The following is a 12,650-nucleotide window of genomic DNA, read 5'->3' as shown; positions in this document are numbered from 1 at the left end:
AAGGAGAGATGAAATGAGAATTCTGGTCATAGCGGAGCAGGAAAATGGCAGCTTGGTGGAAACTTCGCTGAACGCAATAAATGCAGCACAAAAATTGGCCGCAAGTCACGGTTCTGCGGCAATCGACGTGCTGGCAGCCGGGCACAACACTGATGCATTGGCAGCAGAGTGTGCGGCAGTGACTGGCGTTGATGAGGTGATACAGGTAGACGCGCCACAATATGCTGCGTCTCTTGCTGAAAATATCACTACTTTGGTTGTGGAATTAGTCAAATCCCGTGATTATCAGGCAGTGATTTGTGCCAGTACCAGCGTAGGAAAGAACATATCCCCCCGTATTGCAGCGCTGTTGGATGTTGCCCAGGTTTCTGATGTTACAGAGATTATTGGGGTTGGAACTTATATCAGACCTATATATGCTGGTAACATCATGTTAACGTGCGAGTCTGCTGAGCCGGTACAGGTTCTGACCGTTCGTCCAACTGCTTTTGATAAAGCAGACCTGGGTGGCAGCGCGACTGTTACACGTCTTGATGCCGGCGAGGATGCCGGACTGTCCAGCCTGCTGGGGCGTGAACTCAGCAAGTCAGACCGCCCGGTGTTGAGCAGTGCGCCCATAGTAGTGTCCGGTGGACGTGGTATGGGCAGTGGCGATAACTATCAGCGCTTGCTGGAACCGCTGGCTGACAAATTGGGTGCGGCTTTGGGGGCATCGCGGGCAGCTGTCGATGCAGGCTTTGTGCCCAATGACTATCAGGTTGGACAAACCGGAAAGATAGTCGCGCCGGAGCTTTATCTGGCGGTGGGTATATCAGGTGCTATCCAGCATCTGGCAGGTATGAGCGACGCCAAGGTGATTGTGGCTATCAATAAAGACCCGGATGCACCGATATTTCAGGTAGCAGACTATGGTCTTGAAGGTGACCTCAATGAATTGGTGCCAGAGCTGACCGAGTGCCTCGCTTAAGCAGCGTCTTGCACAAACATGATGATTTGCCGCAGCAGTGCAGGACCGCTGCGGTTGCCTATCCTTGCAGACAATAATAACAGGGGGATGCTTTGGCAGATATCAACATGGACCTTGAGCGTTATAATGGCCTCATTGAAAAAATCTATGACGCAGCCAGGGATAAAATCAGTTGGGCAGAGCCACTGGAAGAATTCCGGAATCTGTTCAGCGCAAACTTTGTGACGCTAATCCTTAAACAGCCGGCTCAGGACGATGAGGAGGACCTCGGCCTGATGATCGCTGTTGGGGGAAATCTAAATGGCAAAGGCAGGGTTCAATACCTGCCATATCGCCACAACCTAACGCCTTTCGCTGATCAACGACCCGATCAGGTTTTCACTGTCGATGACCTGATGGACGAAAGCGAGTGGCGGGAAAGCTCCTATCGTAAGCATTGGTGCGAAGCCAATGACGTCTACCACGTGATGGCGGTGGATATCTCAGCGCCGGAAGTGGGCAGCCTGAGATTCCGTATCACGCGCCCGCAAGATTCTGAAAACTTCAGCTCTGAACAAAAAGCTCTGTGTCAGTTTCTGGTGCCTCACCTGAAACGGGCGTTGGCAATTCACCTGGAACTGGATCGAAGCCATTCCATTGGCTCTATGTTCTCTCAGGCCATTGGTCGACTGTCTATCGCCACTGTACAGATAGATGAGTCAGGTCGAATCCTTGAACAGAACGTATTTGCCAAGGAGATCCTGGAAGAAGCCGATGGCTTACAGGTAGTCGCCGGTAAGCTGACTGCAACCTATGCCAGCGATAACCGGGAACTTAAGCAGCTGATTAAAGGCGCTTTTGAGCGAGCCAAAGAGAACAATAGTGCAATTTTGCCGGAAGCTATGTCGGTCACCAGGCCTTCAGGTGAGGTAAATCTGGGGATTGTGATTGAAGTGGTTCCTACACCGGTTTGGGCTGAGAACAAGGGGCAGAGCAAAGCGGTGGTCTATATCCGTGATTCTGTAGCCAAGTCTCAGGCATCCAGTGATGTGGCCAAAAAACTGTTTGGCCTGACACCGGCAGAAACCGCGCTGTCTTTGCAGTTGGCCAATGGTTTGTCTCTGGAAGAGGCGGCAGAGGCGTTGAATATTCGCCGTAACACTGCCAGAGCACATTTGAGGGCTATCTTCTCCAAGACAGGTGTTCGTCGCCAAACTGAGCTGGTACGTATTTTCCTCAACAGTGTGGCTCCGTTGAGTTATACAGACAGTCAGCCACCGAGGTAAGCGTCGTCAGCTAAAAGCCGGTAGTGATACCGGCTTTTTTATGAAAGTAATTCACTAAATAGCCACTTTGGATAGATGGATACGTCTCAAAGTTATATTAGGTGGGTGTTTTTGGTTCAAATATTTTCAATGCAGCCTTTAATATGGCGCCCGGGGAGGAACCGACATGATAAATTTATTACGCTTACCAGTCGCGTTGGTTTGGTTACTTGCGAGTGTACCTGTCATTGCAAAAGACGCATTTCAGATCCCCCGCAGTGAGGTGATTGAGCTTGAAGACCTCAGCAGTAAAAGAACCTATCCAGCGTTTATCAAACTCCCGAAATCCTACCAATCTGATGCCGATAAACATTACCCGGTGATCTATCTGACCGACGGAGCTTATAGCTTTCAAATCGCTTCAGGGGTAACCCGGTTCCCGATGAATTCAGGGCAGATGGATGAAGCAATTCTGGTTGCGCTCTCATATTCCAAAGGGTCGAAAGGGGCTGAAAGCAGGATAAGAGACTATACACCCTTCAAGGCAGCTGACTGGAAGCGGGAAACAGGTGACGCAAAGCGGCATGCAGAATTTATCAAAAATGTTCTGATCCCCTATGTAGAGGGGAATTATCGAACTAATCCCAACAGACGCACTTTTGTCGGCAACTCTCTGGGCGGTTTGTTTGGCGCGTATATCTTGTTTTCTCAACCTGAATTGTTCAGTAGTTATGTGCTTGGCAGTCCATCAGTTTGGTTTAACAAAAATCAAATATTGTCATCAAAGGCGGAAAAACCTGACGTGCCTGTAAAGGTTTATCTCTCTGTCGGCAGTAGAGAAACTCCTGAGTTTGGATTAAACAACGATATGATAAAGGGCGCAGGCAGACTCACTGACAAGATCAAATCAGAGCTGGGGAACAAAGTCAGCTTGCAATTCAGGGTTATCGAAGGGGCAACCCATGCCACAGCTTTTCCCACAACGCTTATCCAGGGGCTTGATTGGATATATGGCATTCCACAAACCAACTGATTGGCAGCAGGGCGGACTACTGCTGCCAGAGTTTAATCTTATTCTCCCTTAAATTCGGGATAGCGCTTTTCCAAAAATGCCGTCATGCCTTCTCGCTTATCCCGGGTCGCAAACAATAGTGCGTTAGCTTTTCGTTCGAGTGCCATGGCAGAATCCAGTGACGCATCCATACCGGCTAAAATCACTTCTTTGATCTGCTCCGCGGCCAGTGGTGGCATGCGGGCGATACGCTTTGCGGCTACCAAAGCGTTCACCAGGACTTCTTCATCTTTACAAACCTCGCTCACCAGGCCAGCTACCCAGGCTTCATTGGCGCTAATCGGACGGCCGGTAAGTGCCATGCTCATGGCTTTGGTTTTGCCGACAGCGCGAACCAGGCGTTGTGTTCCGCCAATGCCCGGCATAATGCCGATGGCGATTTCAGGTTGGCAAAAGCTTGCACTTTCTCCGGCAATCAGAATATCGGCATGCATCGCCAGTTCGCAGCCCCCGCCAAAGGCGTAACCACAAATCGCCGCAATCACAGGCTTGGGGCATTTCTCAATAGGTGCCCATAATCTTTCTGTATGACGCTTATAGATCTCTATGGGATCGGCATCCACCAGGCCGGTGATATCGCCGCCAGCCGCAAATACCTTATCGCCTCCAGTCAGAACGATACAACGTACGCTGTCATCCTGAGACAGGATCTCAAAGTGTTTGGCCAGACAATGTTGAAGTTCAAGGCTGAGTGCATTGGTGGCATCAGGTCGATTCAGGGTCAGCAGGGCGATCCCCGGCTCAGGAAAGCTCAGGAGTACAGTCTGGCTTTCAGGGTAACTCTCACTCTGGCTTTGGCTGACGTTTGTGTTCATGGGAAAAGGTCCTGTTTTTTCATCTGACTCCATTCTCTGTTTCACCCAATTTCTCTCATCGTCCATTCAGACGAAGATGGGTTTGCCCACATCAGACCAGAATGTGAAACATCGAAAAAAGCCGACGCTTAACCGGCAGCCCGGATGCTGATCTATCTGCGTCAGGGCGATTGAGGGAACACAATGATGAAGCTTAATTATCAAGACAAGGTGGTGCTGGTTACCGGCGGCACCAAAGGGATTGGAGCCGGTATCGCACAGGAGTATCTTGGCGCAGGCGCAAAAGTCGTGGTTTGTGGGCGTAAGGCGCCGGACACACTGCCACAGTGCGATGGCAATAGCGCGGTGTTCGTTGCCTGTGATGTGCGGGATCTTAACTCTATTGATGAGATGTTTAGTTTCATCGAGCAGGAGTTTGGCCGGCTTGACGTATTGGTCAATAACGCCGGAGGCAGTCCATTTGCCATGGCGGATACCGTCTCACCTCGTTTTCACGAAAGCATTTTACGCCTGAACCTGATCGCTCCGCTGAATGTGGCTCAACGAGCCAACCAGTTGATGCAAACTCAGGAGCAGGGCAGTTCGATCATCTTTATTGGCAGTATCAGCGCGCTGCGAGCATCTCCGGGTACTGCAGCTTATGGTGCGGCTAAAGCCGGCATCCTTTCGCTGGTGCAATCCCTGGCCGTGGAGTGGGCCCCAAAAGTGCGGGTGACCGCTGTTAGCCCTGGCCTGGTAAAAACCGATCAATCCTATCTGCACTATGGCGATGACGAAGGCATTGCCGCTGTCAGCAAAACTATCCCCGCTGGTCGTATGGCTGAACCCGAAGATATCGGCAAAGCATGCGTATACCTGTCTTCAGAGCATTGTCTGTATGCCAGTGGTTGCAACCTGTTACTCAACGGCGGTGGTGAAATGCCAGCGTTTTTGGCCGCTTCCGGTGTCAACTAAGCGAACAGATCAGAAATCTAAACAAATGAGACCTTACGCCCAAGCTTTGGGAAATACGTCCATAACTTCAGGAGAAACACCTTGGCAGATTATGAATGGTTAAAACCGATACGCGAGATGGTAGGCCGTGAGTACGGTCGCATCATCGCCTGGGACGAAGTGAATCCTGCCATGGTGAGGCAGTGGTGCGAAGTGATGGGTGTGGAAAATCCTCTTTATACAGATGCTGAATATGCCCGTCAGAGTGAGTTTGGGGAACTGGTGGCTCCGCCATCCATGTTGCAAAGCTGGTGTGAAGCGGGCTTTTATCGTGACAGCTATGCGCCGGGTTCTACAGAGGACAACCCTTATACCGTACTTAAGCTTATCGAAGCTGAAGGCTATCCATCTGTAGTCGCAGTGAACTCTGAACTGACCTTTGAGCGTTACGTCAAAATGGGGGAGAAGCTATATTACACCACCCGATTTGACGCCATCAGCGAAGAGAAGGTGACTGCCCTGGGGACCGGATTCTTTGTCACTTTGATCATGAGTTACTTCTCTACCAATGACAGCGGCGAAGATGACAAAGTCGGTGAGCTGTTGTTCCGGGTGTTCAAATTTAAGCCCGCTAACCCGGTTGCCAAGCCGGAGAAGACTGAATCCGGTCTGCCAAAAATCAAACGTCCCAAGCCGGGGATAAGTGACGATACCCGCTTTTTCTGGGAAGGCTGTGAGCAGGGTGAGCTGCGTATTCAACATTGTAAGGCCTGTGACAAGCTGCAGCACCCGCCTGCGCCAGTATGCATGCATTGCCACTCTTTCGAGCTCGATTATCAGCTTGCCAGTGGTAAAGGTCAGCTCTACTCCTTTGTCGTGATGCACTATCCCGAAGTCCCTCCATTTGATCATCCAAATCCCATTGGCCTTATCGAGCTGGAAGAGGGCGTTCGTCTGTCTGCGCAGCTGTTTAATGTAGATAAAGCTCAGTTGCAAATAGGCATGGCACTGGAGGTGCGTTTCGAAACTTTCGATGACGAAATGACATTGCCCTTGTTCGCGCCGGTATCTGCTGCAGCGGAATCACTGACTTAGGAGGCCACATGGATTTTGCTTTAAATGAAGAGCAGCGCGCCATAGAAGAGATGGCCACCAGCCTGTTCCATGACACCTGCAGTGATGATTTTCTGCGGGATTTTGTTGAGCGTGGTGATACCTCAATGGATGAGCTGTGGGCTTCCTGTATCGAGACTGGACTGCACTCTTTGTATATCCCGGAAAGCGCAGGCGGCAGTGGCCTGGGCATGACTGAGTTGATGCTGGTGTTGCAGGCTCAGGGCAGTGCGCTGGGTTTGGTGCCTTTATGGCGCCATCAGTTAGCGGCAACGGTTATTGCTGAATATGGCGATGAAGCTTTGATGCCCACAGTGTTGGCCGCCGCAGAAGGGGGCAACCTCCTGAGCGTGGCAGATCCCTCTTCATCCCCGATTTCAGCCAAATGGCACGGCGATAGTCTGCTGGTTAGTGGCACAGTGAATGCGCTGGCTGAAGCGAATCGGGCCGAGACGGCCGTTATCAAGGTGAACCTTGATGGTGAGATCCGCTTGTTGGCTCTGCCAATCGCTGCTGAAGGGATCACTTTGATTGAAGGTGTGATGACTCAGGGTGAGAAGGTGGCTGATGTTGAGTGCAAACAGGTCACAGTTCCAGCCGTTAATCTACTGGCTGCGGACGCGAGCGCCTGGTTGCAGCCAAGGGCCATAGCCGCACTGTGCGCCCAACAACTTGGGATCAGTGAACATCAACTCAAACGCACCGTTGAATATATCTCTGAGCGCCGCCAGTTCGAGCGTCAGATTGGAGCCTTTCAGGCAGTACAGATGACCATGGCAGATTGCCGTGTGGCACTGGAAGCGCTGCGTTCCAGCCTGTGGCAACTGGTATACCGTCTGGATGCGGACCTTGGCTGCGATTCAGAAGCGCTGGCGACTGCTTTTCAGGCCAGTGAAGCTGGCCACCTTATCGGCCACAAAGCTCAGCACGTACATGGCGGTTTTGGCGTCGACATCACTTACCCCATTCACAGATACCTCTACTGGAGCCGGGCTATTCGTCTGGCACTGGGGGGCAGTGGTGACACTTTGGCACAGCTGGGCGACTGGCTGAACGATAACGATAAGCTTGGATGGAAGTATGACCTCGATGAAAACCATTAATTTCAATGACACCAATCCGGGCGACAAACTGCCGGAGTTGGAAATCCCTGTCACAGTAGCCCTTATCACCGGTGGCGCCATTGCTACCCGTGACTACTTTCCGGGACATCATGATAAAGATGCGGCCCAGGAGCTGGGGTCACCCCATGTGTTTATGAACATCCTGACAACCAATGCGCTGGTGCAACGTTTTGTAGAGAAATGGGCGGGTCCGCAGGCCAGATTCAAGGATCTGAAGATCAAACTGGGTGTGCCCAACTACCCGGGTGACACCATGAAGCTGATGGGTGAAATCACAGACAAAGATGAGGTCAGCCAAACTGTCACGGTAGCGCTGGCAGGAAAGAACTCCATGGGCACCCATGTGAGCGGTACGGTCAGCCTGACGCTGCCTGTCTAAGGGAGATTAGCCAATGACAAGTGCAATGGAAAAAAATATCAGTGGTCAGGCCGCAATTGTGGGGCTGGGCGCGACTGAGTTCTCCAAAAATTCAGGACGAACCGAACTTAAGCTGGCGATGGAAGCTACACTGGCCGCCCTTAAAGATGCGGGCATAGATCCGGCTGACGTTGATGGCTTCTGCAGCTACTCAGTGGACAAGGTGCCTGAGTATGAAATCGCCCGTCTGCTGGGTTGTAAAGAGGTGAAGTTCTTCTCCCAGATCCCCCACGGCGGAGGTGCCGCATGTGCGCCGATTATGCATGCTGCGATGGCGGTCGCCTCAGGTGTGGCAAAAACCGTGGTGGTTTATCGGGCAATGAATGAACGTTCCTGGTACCGCTTTGGTGCTGGCAGCTATGGCTTTGCTTCAACGCCCATTTTCGAGAACGTTAATTACGGTTGGTACATGCCCCATGGCTTCCATACTCCTGCGGCCTGGGTCGGCATGTTTGCTCAGCGCTATATGCATGAATATGGCGCCACATCCGAAGACTTTGGCCGGGTAGCGGTCGCAGCCCGTGACTTTGCCTCTACCAATCCTCAGGCTTTCTTTTATGAGCGCCCTATTACCATAGAGGAGCATCAGAAGTCCCGCTGGATTTGTGAGCCTCTGCATCTGTTGGATTGCTGTCAGGAGTCAGATGGTGCTGTGGCCATGGTGATCACCTCTACTGAGCGAGCCAATGAGTTGTCAGTCAAGCCTGTAGTGATTAAAGCCGGTGCTCAGGGTATCGCAGAAGGGCAGCAAATTATGACCTCCTACTATCGTGACGACATCACTGGCCTGCCAGAAATGGGCGTGGTTGCCCGTGAGCTGTACAAGCAGTCAGGTCTGGGCCCGGATGATTTCCAGACCGCCATCATCTATGACCACTTTACCCCGTTTGTATTGCCGCAGCTGGAAGAGTTTGGCTTTGCTGACAGAGGTCAGGCCAAGGAGTTTATCCGTGCAGGCCATCACGCCCGTGGTGGCAAGTTACCTATCAATACCCATGGCGGTCAGATAGGTGAGGCCTATATCCATGGTATGAACGGAGTGGCGGAGGCGGTTCGTCAGGTTCGCGGCACTGCGGTCAATCAGGTGGACAATGTTCGCAATGTGCTGGTCACCGCCGGAACAGGTGTACCCACCAGTGGTTTGATTCTGGGCAGCGCAGACTAAGGAGGCAGTATGTTTGTAGATTTAACGCCAGAGCAGCATCAACTGCGTCTTAAAGTCAGAGATTATTTTACCTCTTTGATGACCCCTGAGCTGAAGTCCAGCCTGCGGGGCAAAGAGGGCGGTGAAGAGTTTCGCTCTGTGATCCGCCAGATGGGTAAAGATGGCTGGTTGGCCGTAGGTTGGCCCAAAGAGTTTGGTGGTCAGGGCTATAAAGCGACAGAGCAGCTGATCTTCTTTGAAGAAGCCAATATTGCCGGTGCGCCACTGCCTTTTGTCACCATCAGTACCGTCGGCCCATCTTTGATGACTTATGGCACAGAGCTGCAGAAGGAAAAGTTCTTGCCGGGGATCGCCCGGGGCGAAATTAACTTCGCCATTGGTTATTCAGAGCCGGATGCCGGTTCAGATTTGGCGACATTAAAAACCTCGGCCAAGGACAATGGCGACCACTTCCTGGTCAACGGCAATAAGCTGTGGACCTCTGGCGCGGAAAGTGCGGATTACATCTGGCTCGCGGCCAGAACGGATGCCGAGCTTCCCCGTCATAAAGGGGTTTCCATCATGATTTTGGACACTCAGGAAGAGGGCTTCTCTCATACCGTTATCCCGACCTGCTCCAACCCCACGGCGGCGACCTATTACGACAATGTCAAAGTGCCTAAAGAGATGTTGGTGGGCGAGCTTAACGGTGGCTGGAAGCTGATCACTGCTCAGCTTAACCATGAGCGTCTGGGACTGGGCTCCTGGTCAGATAAAGTCGCTGGCCTGTATCGCAAGGTGCTGTTGTGGGCCAAAGCCAGGGATGAGCAGGGCAATCGCGCCATGGACAAGCCCTGGGTGCGCTCGGCGATGGCTGAATGTTATTCCCGTTTGGAAGCCATGCGTCTGATTAACTTCCGTATCGCGTCAGATCTTGAAAAAGGTCAGATGGATGTAGCGCTGGCGTCCATTACCAAGGTGTATGGCAGTGAGTCTGCCATTGAGATCTTGCGCAAGTTGCAGGATGTGGTGGGCGCCAATGGCATGGTCCGCGAGGGCAGCGCTGCCGCCTTGCTTGGTGGCGAACTGGAATATGAGGTGCGCGCCTCTGTCACTCTGACTTTCGGTGGCGGCACCAATGAGATCCAGCGCGAGCTTATCGCCCAGTTTGGGTTGGGACTGCCCAGAGCCCGATAAAGGCTAAGAGCCCGATAAAGGCTAAGAGCCAGATAGAAGGCCCAAAGCCAAATAACCATCGTCCGTTATCCGTTGGTCAAAGATAACGGGCGAAAATAAAGAACACTGTACAGTCGGCAGCAGAGTCCGGCGAAGGAGAGCAGGATGAGCGAAATCGACAGTTTTCGCACTGAAGTGAAGCAGTGGCTCGAGGAGAACTGTCCTCAGTCCCTGCGTACACCAATGAGTGATGATGAGATGATCTGGGGCGGCAGAAATGTCCAGTTTAATACCCAGGATCAGCGAGTTTGGTTTGAGCGGATGCGCGACAAAGGTTGGTTTGCGCCGGCCTGGCCTGTTGACGTTGGGGGCGGTGGATTAACACCGTCTCAGGAAGCGGTACTGGAAAAAGAGATGATGAAGCTGGGCTGCCGTCCACCTCAGATCAATCTGGGGATCTGGATGCTGGGGCCTGTCGTGTTGGAATTTGGCACCCAAGAGCAAAAGCAGCGTCTGCTTGGCCCTATGTGTCGTGGAGAAGTGCGTTGGTGTCAGGGCTTCAGTGAGCCCAATGCCGGCTCTGATCTGGCGGGTATTCGTACCAGTGCAGTGGATATGGGCGATCACTATCTGGTCAATGGCTCTAAAATCTGGACCTCATACGGTGATAAGTCCGATGCCATGTACGCTCTGGTGCGAACCAATGCCAATGCACCCAAGCATCAGGGGATCTCCCTGCTGGTGTTGGATATGCACGCTGAGGGGGTAACGGTAGCGCCTATCGATCTTATCAGCGGTAAGTCCACTTTCTGTGAAGTCTTCTTCGATAACGTCAAAGTGCCCAAAGACAATTTGATTGGCGAACTCAACGGCGGATGGGCACTGGCCAAGAAGTTGCTGCAACATGAACGTAGTGCCATGTCCAAATTTGGTCAGTTCTGCTTGCCCACCCATTTCAGCCTGATGTCTCTGGTGAAAGATTATCTGCCTATGGCAGAAGAGGGCGAAGCTGCTTCAGATATCGCGCTGCGTCAGCGTGCAATGGCGGCTGAGATGGATGAAATCGCCTACAACCTGACAGTGCAACGTATGGGCGAAGAGGCTCGTGCCGGTAAGAATGTATTTGGCACCATGTCGATTATGAAACTGGTGCACACAGAGCAGGAAAAACAGAAGTTTGAGCTGCTGCTGGACGCCATGGGGTATCGGGCGCTGGGTAACCTGTCGCTGGCAGGCGAAGGCTGTGAATATTCTGCCCAGGAACTCAAACTGACCAAGGCCTGGCTTAATGGCTTTACCCAAACCATTGCCGGTGGCTCATCAGAAGTTCAGCTGAACGTGATCGCCAAGCGGGTATTGGAGTTACCTGAAACCAAAATCCCAACTCAGCCACAGGCGAAAGGAGGTGCTCAATGAGCATGGTGTACTCTCAGGATGAGCAGATGCTGGCGGATACGGCCGCTGAATTTCTGGCGGCGCAAAGTCCGGTTTCGGCTCAGCGTAAACTCAGAGACGAGCAGGTGACGTTGGGATTCGACGCCCAGATATGGCAGACCATGGCAGAGCTGGGCTGGGGCGCTATTCCCTTCCCTGAGGCCAAAGGTGGGTTGGAGTTTGGCTATAAAGGCATGGGCGCTGTGTTTCAGGAGCTGGGCAGGCATCTGTCTGCCTCACCCATGCTGTCATCTGTAGTTCTGTGTGGCAGTTTGGTCGAAAAGCTGGGCAGCGAAGTGCAGCAGGACACCTGGCTCAATGCCTTGATGTATGGCGAGCAGCGCATGGCGCTGGCGCTGGAGGAGCATCACAGGTTTGACCTTGGCCGTATTGCAAGCGTTGCAGCAAAGTCCTGTGAGGGATATCAGCTGACCGGCACCAAGGCTTTGGTATTTGATGGCCTGGAGGCAGATGCCTATCTGGTGGCGGCGCGCTTGCCACAGTCAAACCGCCTTGGCCTGTTTATTGTCCATGCCAACGCTGCAGGCCTCAATGTCCGCGGTACCGGTTTGGTGGACTCCCGCAATAACGCAGCCCTTGAGCTGCAGCAGGTCAATGCTGAGCTTCTGGGAACAGGTGAAGAGGTAGAACCGTTTCTTGAGCAGGTGATAGACAGCGCCAGAGCCTGTCTGGCTGCAGAGATGCATGGCGCCTGCGAAGCCCTGTTCCGGATGACGACAGACTATCTGAAGACCCGAAAGCAGTTCGATGTGCAGATAGGCACCTTTCAGGCATTGCAGCACAGAGCGGCGGCATGCTTTGTCGAGTTGGAGCTGGCAAGGAGCACTGTTATCAATGCTCTGGCGGCCATAGATAAGGCTCCCGGCAGCAAAGAGACCGCCGCCGCTATCGCTCTGGCCAAATGGAAAGTCGGGGTGATGGCAGACAAGGTCACGGGTGAAGCGGTGCAGATGCATGGCGGAATAGGTGTTACAGATGAGCTGGATGTGGGGCTATACCTCAAGCGCATTCGGGTTGCGCAAATGGCACTGGGTGACAGCGACTATATGGTCAGCCGCTATCACCAATTGACTCAGGAGTGAGCCTGAGCAGGAAAGCCGCCCGAACTTGGTAGTTTTTGGCCGAAAAGCGAAGGGGCAATGGGTTTGTTTTTATAGGCCAGCGCCGGAGTGAAATCACTCCGGCGTTT

General features: G+C 52.7%; 12 protein-coding genes. 11 read left to right on the top strand and 1 reads right to left on the bottom strand.

Annotated features, from left to right (window positions below; translation table 11 throughout):
- The first annotated feature begins 13 nt into the window (after positions 1-13).
- From ACFOE0_RS16165 to ACFOE0_RS16155, 3 genes are all read left to right on the top strand, one after another.
- Positions 14-967, top strand: a complete 954-nt coding sequence (locus tag ACFOE0_RS16165; RefSeq protein ID WP_248936216.1) for an electron transfer flavoprotein subunit alpha/FixB family protein — start codon at positions 14-16, stop codon at positions 965-967.
- A gap of 92 nt (positions 968-1,059) precedes the next feature.
- Positions 1,060-2,232, top strand: coding sequence for a helix-turn-helix transcriptional regulator (locus tag ACFOE0_RS16160; RefSeq protein ID WP_248936215.1), 1,173 nt, complete (start codon positions 1,060-1,062; stop codon positions 2,230-2,232).
- Positions 2,233-2,398: 166 nt separating this feature from the next.
- Positions 2,399-3,244, top strand: coding sequence for an alpha/beta hydrolase (locus ACFOE0_RS16155; protein WP_248936214.1), 846 nt, complete (start codon positions 2,399-2,401; stop codon positions 3,242-3,244).
- Positions 3,245-3,282: 38 nt separating this feature from the next.
- On the opposite strand, the gene ACFOE0_RS16150 is transcribed toward ACFOE0_RS16155, so the two are convergent.
- A complete protein-coding gene (locus tag ACFOE0_RS16150) occupies positions 3,283-4,098 on the bottom strand; it encodes an enoyl-CoA hydratase (protein ID WP_248936213.1) in 816 nt (271 codons plus the stop codon).
- Positions 4,099-4,284: 186 nt separating this feature from the next.
- Here ACFOE0_RS16150 and ACFOE0_RS16145 point away from each other — a divergent pair, with 186 nt between their 5' ends.
- The 8 genes from ACFOE0_RS16145 (at position 4,285) to ACFOE0_RS16110 (ending at position 12,543) form a co-directional block, all read left to right on the top strand.
- Positions 4,285-5,052, top strand: coding sequence for an SDR family oxidoreductase (locus ACFOE0_RS16145; protein WP_380712414.1), 768 nt, complete (start codon positions 4,285-4,287; stop codon positions 5,050-5,052).
- An 81-nt stretch (positions 5,053-5,133) separates the two neighbouring features.
- The gene (locus ACFOE0_RS16140; RefSeq protein WP_248936211.1) at positions 5,134-6,126 is read left to right on the top strand and encodes an OB-fold domain-containing protein; all 993 of its coding nucleotides are present in this window, start codon (positions 5,134-5,136) and stop codon (positions 6,124-6,126) included.
- Between the two features lie 8 nt (positions 6,127-6,134).
- Positions 6,135-7,247, top strand: coding sequence for an acyl-CoA dehydrogenase family protein (locus tag ACFOE0_RS16135; protein WP_248936210.1), 1,113 nt, complete (start codon positions 6,135-6,137; stop codon positions 7,245-7,247).
- Positions 7,225-7,647 (top strand): MaoC family dehydratase, encoded by a 423-nt coding sequence (locus ACFOE0_RS16130; protein ID WP_248936209.1) that lies wholly within the window; start codon positions 7,225-7,227, stop codon positions 7,645-7,647. The genes ACFOE0_RS16135 and ACFOE0_RS16130 overlap by 23 nt, the downstream gene beginning before the upstream one ends.
- A gap of 13 nt (positions 7,648-7,660) precedes the next feature.
- Entirely contained in the window at positions 7,661-8,851 is a 1,191-nt protein-coding gene (locus tag ACFOE0_RS16125; RefSeq protein WP_248936208.1) for a lipid-transfer protein, read from the top strand.
- A gap of 9 nt (positions 8,852-8,860) precedes the next feature.
- Entirely contained in the window at positions 8,861-10,027 is a 1,167-nt protein-coding gene (locus tag ACFOE0_RS16120) for an acyl-CoA dehydrogenase family protein (RefSeq protein ID WP_380712345.1), read from the top strand.
- A 144-nt stretch (positions 10,028-10,171) separates the two neighbouring features.
- The gene (locus ACFOE0_RS16115) at positions 10,172-11,422 is read left to right on the top strand and encodes an acyl-CoA dehydrogenase family protein (protein ID WP_248936206.1); all 1,251 of its coding nucleotides are present in this window, start codon (positions 10,172-10,174) and stop codon (positions 11,420-11,422) included.
- Positions 11,419-12,543: an acyl-CoA dehydrogenase family protein gene (locus tag ACFOE0_RS16110; protein WP_248936205.1), complete on the top strand. Its 1,125-nt coding sequence runs from the start codon at positions 11,419-11,421 to the stop codon at positions 12,541-12,543. The genes ACFOE0_RS16115 and ACFOE0_RS16110 overlap by 4 nt, the downstream gene beginning before the upstream one ends.
- Positions 12,544-12,650 lie beyond the last annotated feature (107 nt).

It is taken from the genome of Shewanella submarina (assembly GCF_042646185.1).
Classification (GTDB): Bacteria; Pseudomonadota; Gammaproteobacteria; order Enterobacterales; family Shewanellaceae; genus Shewanella; species Shewanella corallii.
This window is presented reverse-complemented; position numbering and strand designations above follow the sequence as displayed.